Genomic DNA, 15,020 nt, shown 5'->3' with positions numbered 1-15,020 from the left:
ATTAAAAAATAATTTATCTTTAACTAACTTTTTATGCTTGTTAGGTGTCTTAGTATATAGGAGGGTAAAATATAGGGGGCAAATGAGGAAGGAGGAATGAGATGACTTCTGACTTCTTATTACTACAGAAAATCAGAAACGGCAACAACCATGCAGGTAATCAGTTTGTTGAAAAATATTATTCTTTTATCTATCAATATTGCTTTCTGCACATCCACAATCAAGAATGTGCAGAAGATATGGTACAAGAAACTTTTGTGAGGTTTTTCGGAGCGCTGATGAGCGGAGCTGAAATAGGAAAGGCGAAGAGCTATCTATACAGCATAGCGGGAAATATCATTAAAAACTACTATAAAAAAAAGAAGGAAATATTATTGGATCAGTTGCCGGATATAGAAAAGGATAATCTGACAGAAATAGAAATCCGGCTTGATGTAGAACGGGCGTTGGATCTGCTTCCGGAAGAAATAAAAGAGACGGCAATCTTGTTTTTCTTTCAGGGGTTAAAACAAAAAGAAATTTCTGATTTATTACATATAAAATTATCACTTGTAAAATATCGTGTTTCGAAAGCAAAAGAATTACTGTCAAAACAGTTGGAGGAGGGAAGAGATTGAAGCAGTATCAGAGAAAAATCAAGGAGTATAAATCCTTGATACAGAAGGAATATATACAGGAAACGGCAGTTTGCACAGTAATGGAACGGTGTTCAGACATTGTGAGCCGTCAGGATAACAGACGGGCGTCATATTTCGAATTTTTATTTGAGCAGTTCAAATTTATCAAGAAAAGATGGTGGGCCCTGCAGGGAGGAATCCTGTTTCTGCTTTGGATTCTGCTGGCGGACTCAGATGGAGGAGCAAATACAGAGCGGACACTGGGGGCTATGTCGGTGATGTTTTCTGTGATGATCGTACCTGAAATCTGGAAGAACCGGAGATTTTCTGCAGTCGAGATCGAAAAAACGGCATTCTATTCACTGCGCCAGATCTGTGCTGCAAGGACATTGCTATTTGCAGCAGTGGATCTGGTTATGATTACAGCTTTTTTCAGTATTTCAGTTTATACACTACAGATTTCGGCATACCGGATCATCATAGATTTTCTAGTGCCGCTTAATGTTTCCTGTTGTATCTGTTTCCGACTATTGTATAGCAAATGGAATGATATGGAGCATATTGCTGTTTTTCTAAGTATATCCTGCATACTGATTTGGACGCTGATTGTGTCCACAGATTCTATTTATCAGAAAATTTCGGTACCGATCTGGGTTGGCTTGCTGATCATATCGTTTGGTTATCTGATCTTTTGTGTTCACAAATCGCAATGTAACTGCGAAATAAACTGGGAGGTGAAGTCGAGTGGAACTGCAATTTAAAAATGTAACAAAAGCTTATGGAGATGTACATGCAGTAGATCACGTAACACATTCTATGGAGAAAGGTGTATATGGGTTATTGGGAGTAAACGGAGCGGGGAAAACCACTTTGATGCGGATGCTGTGTACAGCGATAAATCCGACAAGCGGAGAAATCTTGTGGAATGGAAAGGATATCTTCAGTTTGGGAGCATCTTATAGAGGGATACTCGGTTATCTGCCGCAGAATTACGGGTTTTATCCGGATCTTTCAGTGTATGACTACATGATGTATATTGCATCCATCAAAGGACTCCGTCCCATCGTGGCAAAGAAAAGGGCTTTAAAACTGCTAGAGCAGGTCGGGATGGCTGAAAAGCGAAAAAAAAAGATGCGCACTTTATCAGGGGGAATGATCCGGAGAGTCGGAATTGCTCAGGCGATGTTGAATGATCCGCGGATATTAGTATTGGATGAGCCAACCGCCGGTCTTGATCCGAATGAGAGAATCCGGTTCCGAAATCTGGTCAGTGAATTGTCGGAAGACCGCCTTGTCCTGCTGTCTACCCACATTGTGTCAGATGTCGAATACGTGGCAAATGAAATCATATTGATGAAAGAAGGAAAATTTTTCTATACAGGAACATCGGATGAGATTATTTTGTCTATGGATATGTCAGTATGGAATTGTACTGTTCCTAAAAGGGAACTGAATAATTATATGAAGAAATATCTGACTGGAAATGTAAGGACAGTTGCCGACGGAGTGGAACTAAGAGTCCTTTCAAAGACGCCGCCGGCAAGGAATGCAGTACAGGTGGAGACAACACTGGAGGATGCATTTCTTCTGTATTTTGGAGAAAAGGCAGGTGATAAAGATGATGTTCAAATATGAGTTGAAAAAGATCTTTTCTAAGCGGGTTAATCAGGTTTTGCTTGCGGCAGTGCTTGTGGTGACGATTATTTATTCCGGTATGGCAATCGGAAGTATGCGCTATGTGGATGAAGAGGGGCAAAATCACACTGGGATTGAATCGGGACGGCTTCTGGCTGAAAATATCAATCAATGGAAAGGGGAACTTACAGCGGAGAAAATTTCCGAAGTAATAAATGATTACAAGACGATATCTGCCAAATATCCGGATGAAATACCAAATACAGAATATGGAAAAACAGTACAGTCATATTATGATATTTATAGTTTTGTAATTGGCATAATGACTCCAGATTCAGAATGGAATGAAAGTGTAGTATATCAGCTTTCAGATGAACAGCTACAGAATATCTATACAATCTATCAGGACAATATGAAGAAAATAGTGGAAGAGTATGGTACTACACCTGAAAAGAGAAGTTATCTGGAAAGCGTTTATAAAAAGATAGAAATACCTTTTATGTTCGAAGCAAAAGATTCCTGGACTACGATGACAATGTACGCACAAACTTATGTACTGTTAATGGCAGTGATCATAGGTTTTTTGGTAGCTGGTATATTTTCCGGAGAGTTCCGCCCGGGAACAGAGGATGTTTTTTTTGCCACTAAATATGGAAGAACGAAGGCAATAAAAAACAAGATTTTTGCGGGAATACTTGTGTCAACGGTTACCTATTGGATCGGAGTGGGGGTATTGTCTCTTATCTCATTTGCAGTAATGGGAACAAGCGGATTTTTCACGCCGTATCAGATTGATGATCCATACAGTATTTATGTTATGACATATGGAGAATATTATTTGCTGATACTTGTGGGCGGGTATATCGTGACAATGTTTTGTGCTGCGTTGACTATGCTGGTGACAGTTAAGATGCATACACCGAATCTGGCGATTTGTATCCCGTTTTTCCTGCTTTGTATGATGCCGTTTATCGCAAGAGTATTACCGGCATTTGATGCTTTTTTCAATTTGCTGCCAACTGTATTGACTAATATTTTTAATGCAGTGAGGACGCCGATTCTTTTTCAGATTGGTTCGTTTGTATTTCGTCAGATTTCGTTATTGATGTTTCTGTACATCTTATTATTTATTGTACTGTTGCCTTTAATATATATAGGTTATAGTCGATATGGGTTAAAGAAGAAATAGTATTACGAACGTCTGATAAAGCTATTGAAACTTTCGGCTGTTACTGCAGAAATTTTATGATCCGGATAAAAAAGAGGGCTACTGATAAATTGCGTAATTGTGCCTCTTTATATAAAAGAGAAATTAAATGACATCACGTGAACTCGTTCGGGATATGTTTATAAACTATTTCCGGATATTTGAAAAAGATCAGGAAGGGTTGAAAAGCAGGTGATACCATGGGAAAGTAATGATTCTTACGTTTTCTGATTCCGAGGAAGAAATTCTGAATAAGATTAAATCGGTTCTAGTCTGTGAAAACACAGTAGAGTTTATGGATAATGTAAACATTCAAAAGTTGAGATTCCCAAGTCTGGAAATAGACCAGCTTCAGCGTTGTGTAATCAGAGAAGATAAGACAGTGGGGCTTACCCGACATGAATATGATCTGCTTCTATATCTTGCGTTATCTCCTAATCGGGTATTCACGAAAGAACAGATCTATCAGCATATCTATGAGGAAGCGGAGTCAGAAGTGAATAACCGAATTTACGGTCTGATTAAGAACTTGAGAAAGAAAATAGAAGAAAATCCGGAAACACCGCACTACATAGAAACGATACGTGGTGTTGGTTATCGCTTTCGGGCATAAAAGGAGCCGTCCGGCAATGGGCGGCTCGAAGTGTTTCTCTTGTTGTTTATTTATTGTTTTTTTCGTTGTATACTGATAAAACGAGGTGATAAAAGTGGCATATAGAATTTTGATCGTGGATGATGACATCGAATTATTAAAGATGTTAAAGAACTATTTTGAAATCAAACGATATGATGTAATGATGGCAGAAGATGGCACAGATGCTTTGGAAAAAATCCATAAGAAACCGGATATTATCTTGCTGGACATCAATATGCCTAAAATAGACGGATTAGAAGTATGCAGACGTATCCGGGGCAAAGTAACTTGTCCCATTATCTTCCTGACGGCAAAAGTGGAGGAGCAGGACAGGGTAAACGGGCTTTTATCCGGTGGGGATGACTATATACTGAAGCCGTTTAGTCTGAAAGAACTGGATGCTCGTGTTATTGCACATTTGAAGCGTGAGGAGCGTCATAAAGGGAAGTCTGAATACAGATTCCACGGAGACCTCAGTATTGATTATGGAGCAAAGAGGGTTCAGATCGGTGAAAATGATTTGGAGCTTACGAAGCTGGAATATGCAATCATTGAGTTTTTGTCCATGAATCCAGGACAGGTTTTTGACAGGGAGCGGATATACGAAAAGGTGTGTGGTTATGATGCGGAAGGTGACAGCCGTGTTGTTACGGAACTGATCCGGAGAGTGAGAAAGAAACTGGCGGAATATACGCAGACAGAATACATTGAGACAGTATGGGGGATGGGGTATCGATGGAAAAGATAAGAAATTTATCCTTGAAAAAGACAATGGTTTTATATACGATACTCAGCTTGATTGTCACTTTTTTTCTTTCTGTGTCAATTATTGAGATTGCCGGGCAGATACAGGAGGAGGTCTGGTGGAAGTACGTGGATCAGGACGAGTATTATCAGGCAATGAATGACCGCAATGAAAATTTTGAGGTAGTGGTACCGAGACCGAATCAGAGTAAAATGAGCAGAATGGACTGGCATATTTCAGAAACCTGTGATTTCCTTCAGACGTACGGAGTATTGCTTTTTTCTTTTGCCGGATGTGGAATTGCGGTCAGCCTGTTTTACAAAAATAAATTAAAGAGACCGATTCAGGAACTGAAGATGGCATCACAGATGATTGCGGAGGAAGATCTGGATTTTCATATGGCTTATGAGAACGAGGACGAGATGGGGATGCTGTGCAGGGAATTTGAAAGGATGCGTGGGCAGTTGGAAGAAAATAACCGTAGACTTTGGCAGATGATCGAAGATGAGCGGGTACTGCGTGCAGCGATTGCCCATGATATCCGCTCGCCGCTTGCAATCATGCGGGGATATCAGGAAATGCTTTTGGAATTTGTTCCGGAAGATATGCTTGATCAAGAGAAAATGATGGAGATGTTAAGGGGCGGTATGCTTCAGATTGAACGGATGAACCATTTTATTGATGGTATGCGGAAGATGACGAAACTGGAAGAACGGGAATTAAACTGTTCCGTGGTGGATATCCGGCAGTTGATCAGCCAGATAAAAACGCTGGCAGAAGTCATGGAAGAAAAATCAGAAAAGGACTTCACGGTAACGGCAGTGGGAGAGTCGGAAACTCTGGTCGCAGATGCGGAAATCATCATGGAAGTAGCGGATAATCTGTTGTCCAATGCATTCCGCTATGCCAGTCAGAAAGTCGGGCTGAAGCTGACAGTGACGGCGCAGGATCTGAAAATGAGTATCGGTGATGACGGAACGGGATTTCAGGAAAATACCGATACGGTGACACAGGCGTTTTATCATGAAAATTCGCAGGATGATTTAAAGCATTTTGGAATGGGTATGTATATCAGCCGTATCTACTGCGAACGGCATGGCGGGAAACTGCTGATAAAAAATGCAGCAGATGGTGGTGCGGAAATTGAGGCAGTGTTTAAAAATTATGTATCAGAAAAACAACAGCAGAAATAAATGGCTGTTGTTTTTTTGTTGTGATTTGTAGGCTATGCTGTTTGTAGAAAAAAGAAAGGCGGGATGACTTATGAAAGCGATCATAAAAAGGAATCTGAAAAATTATCTTAAAAATCCGATATTTTGGACCGGTTTGATTGTTGTTTTAATCAGTATGTACCAGACACTTGCACCTTATCTGTCCATTCATTACGTGAAGCCGGATGAAACCTTCAGGAAGGTAAAAATGGCTTCCGATGGGGATGTTATGGAGGGATGTATTCCGGCAACACCGGATAAGGAGAGAGAACTGTGGGAGAAAGAGATTGTAAAGATACTTCAAGACACAGAGAATGGGTTTGGCATGTCGGAAGCAGAGGCGGAGGCAGTGATATCTGAGATGAAACAGATGGAGATTACGGAGGCGTGTCAGTATCTGAAAACGGAATACCACTTTAATGGTGCCAATTCTGTGTATGAGGACGTTTCATGGTATCAGGGAAGCCCGGAGGAAGTCAATCGGTATATCAGAGAAAATCTTGAGAAACATCCATTCTCCTATTATTTCGGAAGAAAATTTACAGATTTTGCAAGCCTGCATATGGCATTCTTTGCAACGGTTCTGCTGGCGTTTTTATTTTTCCAGGATATGAGGAAAAATACTTATGAATTGCTGCACACCAAACCGATGACGGCTTTTCAATATATTGCCGGGAAAATAAGCAGTGGATTTCTCATCATGACGACGGCACTGGTCATTATGAATATCGTATTTATCATTTTGTGTTATGCCACGGCAGTAAAATCAGGATTTGCTATGAACATACTGGATTTTGTTCAGAATTCGATCCTGTATGTCCTGCCGAACATCCTGATGATCTGCTGTGTGTATGCGGTTACAGCGCTGCTGTTTAAGAATCCGCTTCCAGCGGTTCCGGCGCTGGTTCTTTATATCATTTATTCTAATATGCTGACATGGGACAGCAAAGGACAGTGTCATGCAAGACCATTCTCTATTATGGTTAGATTTCCGGGGAATTTTTTTGAAACGGGATTGCCATATCGGGTATATCTCAATCAACTGCTTCTTGTGGCAGCATCCATACTGCTCATGTTTATAGCGGTGTGGATGTGGAAAAGGAGGAGAGTACATTGAAGAAAGAAGTAAAAATATGTATGCCATATTATAAAATTGCATATTCAATCGCTTTTGTTGTGATATTGAGTGCAATCCAGCCTGTTGTATACGCAAACGAAATCGGAGGGGCAGTGGAAAGAGCTGTTTCGCTTCTGGCAGTCGTTTTCTGTGCAGATACTTATCTGGTGGAAGTGCAGAGCAAACGCTCGGAAGTATTCTGCCTTTATAATCTAAAAAAGCAGGCAGGGGTAGTTTATAAAAGACTATTTGTGCAGGTAGCTTATCTGATTGGAATCAGTTTGTTGGCATATGGACTCTTTTATTGGCAGAAACCGGTGAATCTGACAGAAGAATTAGATGGCGGTGCCTTGTTTGGAATTTATTGTATTGCGATTCCCGGAACTGTTTTGTTTTGGAGTGTGCTTTCCGTAACTGTCAGCAATCTGGTTCGAAACAGATGGATTGGTATGGGTGTCGTGCTGCTTTTCTGGTTTTTCTCTATTTCCGGAAAGGCAACTCAGTTTTTGAAAAACTGGGGACCATTTTCCTACGGAACTTGTGATTTCGGTAAGCTGACAGAGTGGAGATGGCTTGGCGGGAAGGTGCTGTGCGTGGTATTTGCGGGGATGATGCTTGCATTTGTTCCTAAGATATTAAAGAAGAGAGGGTAAGATTATGAGTATAAGAATAGACGATTTAACAGTAACATTTAAAAATGGAGTGACAGCGGTAGATCATGTGGATCTGGAAATCCCACATGGGATATTTGGTCTGTTAGGTGAAAATGGTGCAGGAAAAACAACGTTGATGCGGGTGCTTACAACGGTGCTTGCACCCACAAGTGGAAAAGTTCTGTTAGATGGTACGCTATATTGCGAAGCAAATTACGAAAAGATACAGAAAAAGATTGGGTATCTGCCACAGGAAATTGATCTGTATCCGTCTTTGACTGTTCGAGAATGTCTGGAGTATATGGGAGATCTGGCTGGAATTGAGAAAAGAGAAAGCAAGAAAAGGATTGATTACTATCTGGAGAAGACCAGTCTTGCAGACCATCAGAAAAAGAAAATGCGGCAGCTTTCAGGTGGAATGAAGCGAAGAGTTGGATTAGTGCAGGCATTACTCCATGAGCCGGATTTTTTAATTGTGGATGAACCAACAACAGGGCTCGATCCGGAGGAACGCATCCGTATCCGTAATTTACTGGTAGATTTTGCAGAAGAACGCACCGTATTATTTTCAACGCATGTGGTGGAGGATCTGATGGCAACCTGTAATCAGCTTGCGGTTATGAAAAAAGGTAGATTCCTTTATACAGGAACAATGAGGGAATTATTGAATAAGGCAAGAGGGCATGTATGGGAATGCTGTACAGAGGACGAAAGCCTTGCAAGAGAATTAGAAAGAAAATATCATATTTCCAGTAAGCAGTATACGGAGGAAGGAATTAGATTAAGACTGTTAGGGGAGAATATGCCGTCAGAAAGTGGATGTATAGCTTGTGACGTAACTTTGGAAGATGCATATATCTATGTAACCAATCGATAAACATTGTTAATGAGGAGTGAAAGCTAAATGCTAAGAAAAGCAGGTGATGTTATGGGAAAGTGATGATTCTTACCATTTCTGATTCCGAAGAGGGAATCCTGAATAAAATTAAATCAGTTCTAGCCTGCGAAAGTACGTTAGAAGTTATGGAGATTACAAATTCTGAAAAGTTGACATTCCAAGGTTTGGAAATAGACCAGCTTCAGCGGAGCGTAATCAAAGATGGTAAGGTTGTGGAACTTACCAGACATGAATATGACCTGCTTTTTTATCTGGCCTTATCCCCCAATCGGGTATTTACAAAAGAACAGATTTACCAGCATATTTATGAGGATGTGGAGTCAGAAGTGGATAACCGTGTCTATGGGTTAGTCAAGAATCTGAGAAAGAAAATAGAAGAAAATCCGGAAGAACCGCACTACATAGAAACGATACGTGGTGTAGGCTACCGTTTTCGGGCATAAAAAGAGCCGTCCGATTGGGCGGCTCGAAGTATTTAAACAGCAGTTTTCTTCACTGCCTGTTTATAGTTACCGGTAGCATCGTAATCTCCAGAGAGGAGCAGATTCTGGCGAAATTGCTCCAGTTTGATCTTGAAGCGTTTCCCATCCTCAACAGTCGTAAGCATGGTAAGAGCTTCTAGCATTCCCTGAATATATCCGGTTAGCAGGTAATATCTGCAGGGTTCTTCCGATGGTGAGATATTGGACAGGGTTTCTTCCAGATGTTCCTGACGTTCCCTGAGCCATGCATCCCAGACATCCAGTTCCAAATCAGTCATGGTGTTCCTCCTTTAAATCTGATGATAATCGTCTTTGGTGTGGAGGGGAGAAGTTTCATGCACAAGCATTTTTCTGCTCCAGATCCAAATATGGATTTGTAAATTCAAAAATAATAAGTTCATCCGCATCGAACATGAGCTCCAACTCTTTTAGTGTAGCTGCTGGATATCCGCAATCTCTGAATCGTTCTAATACGTCTGTTTCCGTTTCAAATGGTTCACCGTCTTCCAGCTTTTCTCCGATTATTAAGCCACATGGAGTCAATAGGCTTTCTTCATATAAGCGGACACAATATCGGTCAGGGAAAAATAGGTGTGCTTCATCCGTGTTATAATAAATTCGTTCTCCAGGTTCTATGCTTTGCATCACAAAGGGAACATGATATGCAGCGGCTATCGCCTGATATGCTTCATAAAGTGGAGTCCATGCTGTCTCTAAAGAAAGTAGAATATACGTATCATTCCATTCCATGTAGCTGACATTTCCACGAAGAGATATTCCGGTGGAATCTATTTTCTTGTGGGAAAATAAATTGCCAATCCAGCATAAATCAGGATTCTGGTTCAGAATGATGTAGGTTTCCAGGTCCTCCCACAAGTCATATAGTCCTTCCGGATTTCCTTCTGTATAAAAGATCACATCATCACAGCAGATATTTGCCATTACACATCCACCTCCGTTCCAAAAGTTTCACCCATATTCTGGTTGGAAACCGTAAGGTTTACAGGGGATAAGGTGCCAGAGGCAAGCCATTGTTCGATTGCATCAATTACCTGCTCCAGCGTGTCGTTATAAGCCACATTGCAGTCTTCCAGTCGGAGAAACTGCAGGTATGCTTCATGAAGAAGGCTTGGATCATCACGCAGCGTTTCATATGGAAGGTTGCAGAGTCCGATTCTTTCCTCCAGACGTTCCATGGAGCGGCGGATGAAGTCGCAGGAAATAAATTGTTCCCGGTAGATGTTATAAGCAGCTTCAAGCTGGTCATAGGTCAAAATAAATGAGACTTTCTCGCAAGGATTAGATGGTTGTTCTTTCATGGTAAATTCCTCCATTCATACTATGATTGGCTGGTGGTACGGATTCTCTTTGTTCGGGAGTAAGATGTACCAGTAGTTTCCAGCGCAGGTCGATTTCTCGGTGAATCCAGGTATCATTTTCATAAACTTCATGTGTCAAAAAATTGTAAATTGTCGGTTCTTTTTCTATATCATCCAGATCTGCGACCAGACAAGTTGCCTGATTCACATAGGGCCAGAGTGCCTGTTCGACCATATGGCGTAGTTCCAGTATCAGAGGATATATCTGTCCTACATCATAGGTTTTGGACATGCAGGAGCTGATTTTCTTCAGCATCCCGGAAGTTTGTATCATCTGGTTGATGACGGTACATTGTTCCTCCACATCTGCATCCGGATTCAGGACCAGCCGGTGGAGCAGCACAGATTTTGCATAGGCAGAAGCGGTCAGGTTGATGTTTCTGACCAGTTCTTCATACGGCTGCTTATACTGTGTCTTCAGCACTTCCAGAGGCACATGTTCCCGGTTCTTCTTTAAGGTGGAGAGGAGCCCCGAAAGGCAGCTCTCCAGTTCTTCCATTCTTGTCAAGCACACATCGCCTCCAGCTCCATCGGAACACGGGTGTAGCTGAGACGGTAAATACTGTTGCAGGTCTCAAATACCACACCGTTTTCGGATACTTCCAGAATACTCTGCACCGGACTGGTAGCAAAGGTCTGGTTATAACTATAGATCCACGCCCGTTCTCCCAGATGGAGGGGCAGGGACAGGATTCCGGTGAGGACATATTCTTTCTTTTGGGTGGGGTGTAAGGTTATATTTGTATTCTTCATTGATTTCACGCTCCTTTCCTTACTTAATTTTGTTTGCAATTACGGCAGCGACCAGTTTAGCGCATCCCAATTCCATCTCGGATAAATGCTGTCCGGTTCTGGAACAGAGAAGAAGTGCCAGCGGCTCTCTGTCTTCCCTTAAAATCGGGAAAAAAGCACAAACCGGTTGACGGGTGTTGGATACCGGGTAGACAGGGCAGTTCTCAGCAGAGATCAGTTCCTGGCCGTCCGCAACCAATTCGGCGAGTTCTTCTGTAACGGGAGTGCCTTCCGGAAGATAGATGCCCGCAGATACGAGTATGTGAGCCTCACTGCAAATTGCGATACCACAGTGGATGACACTGTAGAGGACGGAAAGATAGGAAGCCATTTCCTCTTTTCCGTTTAAGTGGGTAGGGCATTTGCGTAAAAGCAGCTCCATTCCCACATTTTCCAGTTCCAGTGCATCTCCGTCTGAGAGCTTCATTTGTTTCCGGATTTCTGCAGGGATGACGATACGCCCCTAAGAGTCCATGGTCCGGATGAGTGCAATATTCATAACTAAAGTCTCCTTTCTTAAAAAGAGGAGAAGCAGTAAAGTACCGCTTCTCTTCTGAAAATTTAGGCAGCGTAAGGCGGAGCCTGTGCTGTCTGTTGCATTTGACTGTTCTGCTGGTCTGCCAGCATCCGTTTTCCGTTATTGATCAGTGATGCAGCAATCACCGTTTCCCAGTTGGAAATATAGGAATCCGTCCGCTTCAGAAGCGTGAACAGATCCATGTCGGTAAGCTGGATGGCTGTCGTCTTTTCGGACTGGAAGCTGCGTGGCTGCATGTAGGAACCACCGTTCTTATTCTGTGCTTTGATGCCTTTCCCATTTACAATCTGGATTTTCCATGGGCTTTTCATAGGCTGCCCTTTGGAATCATAGGGATGTCTGGAGATATAAAACATCTGGGCTGTGGAATAACCGTTCTGATCGGGATTGCCGTAGATCTTGCTCTGGCTCCATTCAAATTCCTGAAAACCGGAAGTGATCCGGGTTAAGAGGAACTGGATCTGTTCCGGTGCCAGGTTGAAACGGGTGATGATATTCCGGTCTCCGGTACCGTTGGAATAATCCTGAATGGTGATGCAGATTAAAGAATGTACTTTATGCCCGTTTTCCTGATATTCCCCTTTGGCATGTAGCTGTGCATAGTTGCCGAGTGGTGCGTAGCGGAGCCGGTCATAAAAGGCAATGAGTGCCCGGTCATTCTGGATCTTGCAGATCTGGTCGGTAATCCGGTTTTGATAAGTTTCATTCATGAGTATTCACCTTCCTTTATTTGAGATGCTGTTTGACAAGCTGTGCCATATTCTTTGGAAGCTCTTCCAGTTTCGTGATATCCAGGAATCCGTCCTTGTAAATCCTGCGGATATTTTCCTTATCGTCACCAATGGCAGCCGCAAACAGGATGACATCCCGTTTTTCGTATTCTTTCTTGATGCCCCGCAGATCTGCCTCTGCTTCCGTTCCGCTGTAGCCGTAATCGGCTGGCTGACCGTCAGAAATCAGGATCAGCAGCTTCTGAAGCTCCGGGCGTGTGCACAAATGCTCTGCTACGAAGCGGAGAGCTGCGCCGTCCCGGTTCCCGTTGCGGTCGCACATATCCATCAGCCGGTAACAGTCCTCATTGTCCACAGAATCAAATTCTGCATAGGAGTAAAGAGCAACGCCGCCTGCATCCGTGGAATGCCCGTAAATGGTGATAGGGATACCGAGGCTTTTACAGAAATCATAAAGGACAATGGCAGTCTTTCTTGCATGTGTCATCCGGTCACCCCAACCCATCGAACCACTCTCGTCAATCAGGAGGGCAACAGCCAGACGTTTTTCCTCTCCTGGAAGTCTGGTTCTGGTAAAGATGGTTCCGTCTGTCTTATAGAGAGCATGGGAGTCCAGACGTTTTCCAAACAGGAGATTCTTCTGCTTTCCGCCTTGCTGTTCTTCTTTCAAAAGCGGCAGGATGGTGCTTTGCAGCTTTTTGGAAGCCCGCAGGAGCGGGGGAGCAACTGTCTGGTATTCATTCTTCAGGTAATCGGAAACACTGGTCAGGCGATGGATGGTAACATGGATGCCTGCATGGGCATTGCCGTAATGAATATCATTGGCTGTTTTCTGCAGTTCCTCGGTCAGTTCCGTCTGACAGTCTTCCTGCACCTTTTCTGCAGCCACATCGTTCAAGATCCGGAACAGATCCTCTGCAGCATGCTCATAGCCGCTGCCCTGATACTGACTGACATAAGTGACGCCGGGGTTGTTTTCATCCAGAATGGTATTGGTCTTTGTAAGAGCGATGCGCCCGCCTTCTTCCGAAAGCACCTGTTTGGCTTCCTCTATAGCATCCTCTTTGGTACGTGGACCGGAAGGAGCATTGCCCTCATCATTCCCGCTTCCTTTTGGGGAAGCTGGTTTGATATTCTTTGGAATGGCACCGCTTTTTCCGGTCGGAAGAGGAGCGTCGCTGCTGACTTCATCCCCTAGAAGATCTTCCAGAGCATCGGCAGCGGAATCCTCGCCATGCATTTCCAATTCCTCCCGTGTTTTTTCGATGAGCGGCTGGATATAGTTCCAGGTCAGGGCTAAGAGCGCATTGGAAACCAGCATCCGGTCAGTGCCTTTTTCCGATTCCATTGCCGTATCCAGAAGATCGGTACAATCGGAAATGGTATCCAGATAATCCCCCTGATAGCCGGTGGGATTGTTGATGTTTCCGGTCCGGCAATAGGAAAGGATCAGGTTGGCAATGATGGAAAATGGCTGGTATTCTTTGTCAATTTGTTCCTGTATGGAAGGAATCTGTTCGGACATACGCAGGTTATTGAGTTCAATCCCCTGTCGGAAGGTGCCGTGGAATTCCTCACACATACGGTCTTCAATATGGATGTCTTCCAGAATGTTTTGAAAAGTTGCGGCGCATCGTGCCAGTGTCAGGCATCCGGCTTTGTCCTTTTCTTCTAACACTTCTTTGATCTCCTCCAGTGCTGTCTGATAAGCTGGAAGGGATAGCTCCGGCTCCTTCGGATAGAAGGAACCGTTTTCCAGACTCCTCAGATGAACAGCGTGGGCTGTGAAATCAGAATAGAGTAAGTGCCCCACTTCATGCCCGGTGAGCCCTGTCAGGCTCTGGGAACGTAAGAAACGGGTGGGGAAAGACTGGGTGATCGGGTTCGCTGCGTTGAGATGTACCTTATAATTGTCGGTATATGCAACGCCTGCCTGTTCGGAAATGTCCCAGTCCAGCAGTACCTGCAGTCCATACCGGTAACGTCCGGTAACGGCTCTGGCAAGGGAGGTCTGGTACTTCTGATAGGCAGCGGAGAGGAATAACTCCTCATCCGCAATGGAATCCTCTTTTGCCCGGATTAGTTTCTTTAAATTTCTTTGGCTGTGATTCACGTGATATTCTTCCTTTCTTTTCTTAGATTTTTTGTCAGCAGTTCCTCCATCGTGCAGCCGTAATACACAGCAAGGCGAAGGACGGCATAAGCCATCGGGGAGGAGTTTGCATTTTCATAATTCATAATGGTTTTCGGGGGAAGATTTAAGATTCTGGCAACTGCCTTTTGTGATAACTTCGGTGTTTTGGCTTGCCGGAGATAAGACAGATTATCTGCCAGATGCTTTCGGATCTGGGCTTCTGTGAGTGCTGCTTTTCTCATAGGCG

Annotated in this window: 20 protein-coding genes; 11 read left to right on the top strand and 9 right to left on the bottom strand. The window is 43.3% G+C overall.

Annotated features, from left to right (window positions below):
- Positions 1-101 precede the first annotated feature (101 nt).
- The 11 genes from LJE12_RS07175 to LJE12_RS07125 all read left to right on the top strand — a co-directional run bounded on the left by LJE12_RS07175 (position 102) and on the right by LJE12_RS07125 (position 9,160).
- A complete protein-coding gene (locus LJE12_RS07175) occupies positions 102-617 on the top strand; it encodes an RNA polymerase sigma factor (RefSeq protein ID WP_117470420.1) in 516 nt (171 codons plus the stop codon).
- Positions 614-1,378, top strand: a complete 765-nt coding sequence (locus tag LJE12_RS07170) for a hypothetical protein (RefSeq protein ID WP_117470419.1) — start codon at positions 614-616, stop codon at positions 1,376-1,378. The genes LJE12_RS07175 and LJE12_RS07170 overlap by 4 nt, the downstream gene beginning before the upstream one ends.
- Entirely contained in the window at positions 1,362-2,252 is an 891-nt protein-coding gene (locus LJE12_RS07165; protein ID WP_008373946.1) for an ABC transporter ATP-binding protein, read from the top strand. The genes LJE12_RS07170 and LJE12_RS07165 overlap by 17 nt, the downstream gene beginning before the upstream one ends.
- Positions 2,236-3,441 carry an ABC transporter permease gene (locus tag LJE12_RS07160; RefSeq protein ID WP_117537007.1) on the top strand — a complete coding sequence of 402 codons (1,206 nt, stop codon included), beginning with the start codon at positions 2,236-2,238 and terminating at the stop codon, positions 3,439-3,441. The genes LJE12_RS07165 and LJE12_RS07160 overlap by 17 nt, the downstream gene beginning before the upstream one ends.
- Before the next feature lie 229 nt (positions 3,442-3,670).
- The gene (locus LJE12_RS07155; protein ID WP_008373942.1) at positions 3,671-4,072 is read left to right on the top strand and encodes a winged helix-turn-helix domain-containing protein; all 402 of its coding nucleotides are present in this window, start codon (positions 3,671-3,673) and stop codon (positions 4,070-4,072) included.
- A 94-nt stretch (positions 4,073-4,166) separates the two neighbouring features.
- Positions 4,167-4,841, top strand: a complete 675-nt coding sequence (locus tag LJE12_RS07150; RefSeq protein WP_227226834.1) for a response regulator transcription factor — start codon at positions 4,167-4,169, stop codon at positions 4,839-4,841.
- Positions 4,829-6,031 (top strand): HAMP domain-containing sensor histidine kinase, encoded by a 1,203-nt coding sequence (locus LJE12_RS07145; protein ID WP_008373940.1) that lies wholly within the window; start codon positions 4,829-4,831, stop codon positions 6,029-6,031. Before LJE12_RS07150 ends, LJE12_RS07145 begins: the two co-directional genes overlap by 13 nt.
- Positions 6,032-6,101: 70 nt before the next feature.
- A complete protein-coding gene (locus LJE12_RS07140) occupies positions 6,102-7,166 on the top strand; it encodes an ABC transporter permease (protein ID WP_173908989.1) in 1,065 nt (354 codons plus the stop codon).
- Positions 7,163-7,819, top strand: a complete 657-nt coding sequence (locus LJE12_RS07135) for a hypothetical protein (protein WP_227036358.1) — start codon at positions 7,163-7,165, stop codon at positions 7,817-7,819. Before LJE12_RS07140 ends, LJE12_RS07135 begins: the two co-directional genes overlap by 4 nt.
- Before the next feature lie 4 nt (positions 7,820-7,823).
- Positions 7,824-8,696, top strand: a complete 873-nt coding sequence (locus LJE12_RS07130) for an ABC transporter ATP-binding protein (protein WP_005333452.1) — start codon at positions 7,824-7,826, stop codon at positions 8,694-8,696.
- A 62-nt stretch (positions 8,697-8,758) separates the two neighbouring features.
- Complete coding sequence (locus LJE12_RS07125) at positions 8,759-9,160, top strand: winged helix-turn-helix domain-containing protein (RefSeq protein ID WP_005333454.1); 402 nt, start codon at positions 8,759-8,761, stop codon at positions 9,158-9,160.
- 32 nt (positions 9,161-9,192) lie between these two features.
- Here the strand turns inward: LJE12_RS07125 and LJE12_RS07120 are convergent, their stop codons facing one another.
- The 9 genes from LJE12_RS07120 to LJE12_RS07080 all read right to left on the bottom strand — a co-directional run bounded on the left by LJE12_RS07120 (position 9,193) and on the right by LJE12_RS07080 (position 15,015).
- Entirely contained in the window at positions 9,193-9,477 is a 285-nt protein-coding gene (locus tag LJE12_RS07120) for a hypothetical protein (protein WP_005333456.1), read from the bottom strand.
- Between the two features lie 55 nt (positions 9,478-9,532).
- A complete protein-coding gene (locus LJE12_RS07115; RefSeq protein ID WP_005333458.1) occupies positions 9,533-10,141 on the bottom strand; it encodes a hypothetical protein in 609 nt (202 codons plus the stop codon).
- Positions 10,141-10,518: a hypothetical protein gene (locus tag LJE12_RS07110; protein WP_005333460.1), complete on the bottom strand. Its 378-nt coding sequence runs from the start codon at positions 10,516-10,518 to the stop codon at positions 10,141-10,143. Before LJE12_RS07110 ends, LJE12_RS07115 begins: the two co-directional genes overlap by 1 nt.
- Positions 10,499-11,077 (bottom strand): hypothetical protein, encoded by a 579-nt coding sequence (locus LJE12_RS07105; protein WP_005333462.1) that lies wholly within the window; start codon positions 11,075-11,077, stop codon positions 10,499-10,501. The genes LJE12_RS07110 and LJE12_RS07105 overlap by 20 nt, the downstream gene beginning before the upstream one ends.
- Positions 11,078-11,082: 5 nt before the next feature.
- On the bottom strand, positions 11,083-11,331 hold the full coding sequence (locus LJE12_RS07100; protein ID WP_227226833.1) for a hypothetical protein: 249 nt from the start codon (positions 11,329-11,331) through the stop codon (positions 11,083-11,085).
- A gap of 19 nt (positions 11,332-11,350) precedes the next feature.
- Entirely contained in the window at positions 11,351-11,821 is a 471-nt protein-coding gene (locus LJE12_RS07095) for a hypothetical protein (RefSeq protein ID WP_227226838.1), read from the bottom strand.
- A 110-nt stretch (positions 11,822-11,931) separates the two neighbouring features.
- Positions 11,932-12,618 (bottom strand): hypothetical protein, encoded by a 687-nt coding sequence (locus tag LJE12_RS07090; RefSeq protein WP_005333468.1) that lies wholly within the window; start codon positions 12,616-12,618, stop codon positions 11,932-11,934.
- A 16-nt stretch (positions 12,619-12,634) separates the two neighbouring features.
- Positions 12,635-14,752 (bottom strand): vWA domain-containing protein, encoded by a 2,118-nt coding sequence (locus LJE12_RS07085; protein ID WP_227226832.1) that lies wholly within the window; start codon positions 14,750-14,752, stop codon positions 12,635-12,637.
- Positions 14,749-15,015: a helix-turn-helix domain-containing protein gene (locus tag LJE12_RS07080; RefSeq protein WP_005333471.1), complete on the bottom strand. Its 267-nt coding sequence runs from the start codon at positions 15,013-15,015 to the stop codon at positions 14,749-14,751. The genes LJE12_RS07085 and LJE12_RS07080 overlap by 4 nt, the downstream gene beginning before the upstream one ends.
- Positions 15,016-15,020 lie beyond the last annotated feature (5 nt).

Origin of the sequence: Blautia sp. DFI.6.71 (assembly GCF_020593585.1) — a bacterium.
Lineage (GTDB): Bacteria > Bacillota > Clostridia > Lachnospirales > Lachnospiraceae > Blautia_A > Blautia_A wexlerae.
The sequence above is the reverse complement of the archived record's forward strand: the minus strand, read 5'-3'. Positions and strand labels throughout refer to the sequence as shown.

What these genes read in the sequence shown, in the direction of transcription:
- LJE12_RS07175 (WP_117470420.1), top strand. Translation starts at nt 102, where the DNA reads ATGACTTCTGACTTCTTATTACTACAGAAAATCAGAAACGGCAACAAC.
- LJE12_RS07140 (WP_173908989.1), top strand. Translation starts at nt 6,102, where the DNA reads ATGAAAGCGATCATAAAAAGGAATCTGAAAAATTATCTTAAAAATCCG.
- LJE12_RS07115 (WP_005333458.1), bottom strand. Translation starts at nt 10,141, where the DNA reads ATGGCAAATATCTGCTGTGATGATGTGATCTTTTATACAGAAGGAAAT.
- LJE12_RS07130 (WP_005333452.1), top strand. Translation starts at nt 7,824, where the DNA reads ATGAGTATAAGAATAGACGATTTAACAGTAACATTTAAAAATGGAGTG.
- LJE12_RS07080 (WP_005333471.1), bottom strand. Translation starts at nt 15,015, where the DNA reads ATGAGAAAAGCAGCACTCACAGAAGCCCAGATCCGAAAGCATCTGGCA.
- LJE12_RS07145 (WP_008373940.1), top strand. Translation starts at nt 4,829, where the DNA reads ATGGAAAAGATAAGAAATTTATCCTTGAAAAAGACAATGGTTTTATAT.
- LJE12_RS07120 (WP_005333456.1), bottom strand. Translation starts at nt 9,477, where the DNA reads ATGACTGATTTGGAACTGGATGTCTGGGATGCATGGCTCAGGGAACGT.
- LJE12_RS07105 (WP_005333462.1), bottom strand. Translation starts at nt 11,077, where the DNA reads ATGGAAGAACTGGAGAGCTGCCTTTCGGGGCTCCTCTCCACCTTAAAG.
- LJE12_RS07090 (WP_005333468.1), bottom strand. Translation starts at nt 12,618, where the DNA reads ATGAATGAAACTTATCAAAACCGGATTACCGACCAGATCTGCAAGATC.
- LJE12_RS07125 (WP_005333454.1), top strand. Translation starts at nt 8,759, where the DNA reads ATGATTCTTACCATTTCTGATTCCGAAGAGGGAATCCTGAATAAAATT.
- LJE12_RS07100 (WP_227226833.1), bottom strand. Translation starts at nt 11,331, where the DNA reads ATGAAGAATACAAATATAACCTTACACCCCACCCAAAAGAAAGAATAT.
- LJE12_RS07155 (WP_008373942.1), top strand. Translation starts at nt 3,671, where the DNA reads ATGATTCTTACGTTTTCTGATTCCGAGGAAGAAATTCTGAATAAGATT.
- LJE12_RS07110 (WP_005333460.1), bottom strand. Translation starts at nt 10,518, where the DNA reads ATGAAAGAACAACCATCTAATCCTTGCGAGAAAGTCTCATTTATTTTG.
- LJE12_RS07160 (WP_117537007.1), top strand. Translation starts at nt 2,236, where the DNA reads ATGATGTTCAAATATGAGTTGAAAAAGATCTTTTCTAAGCGGGTTAAT.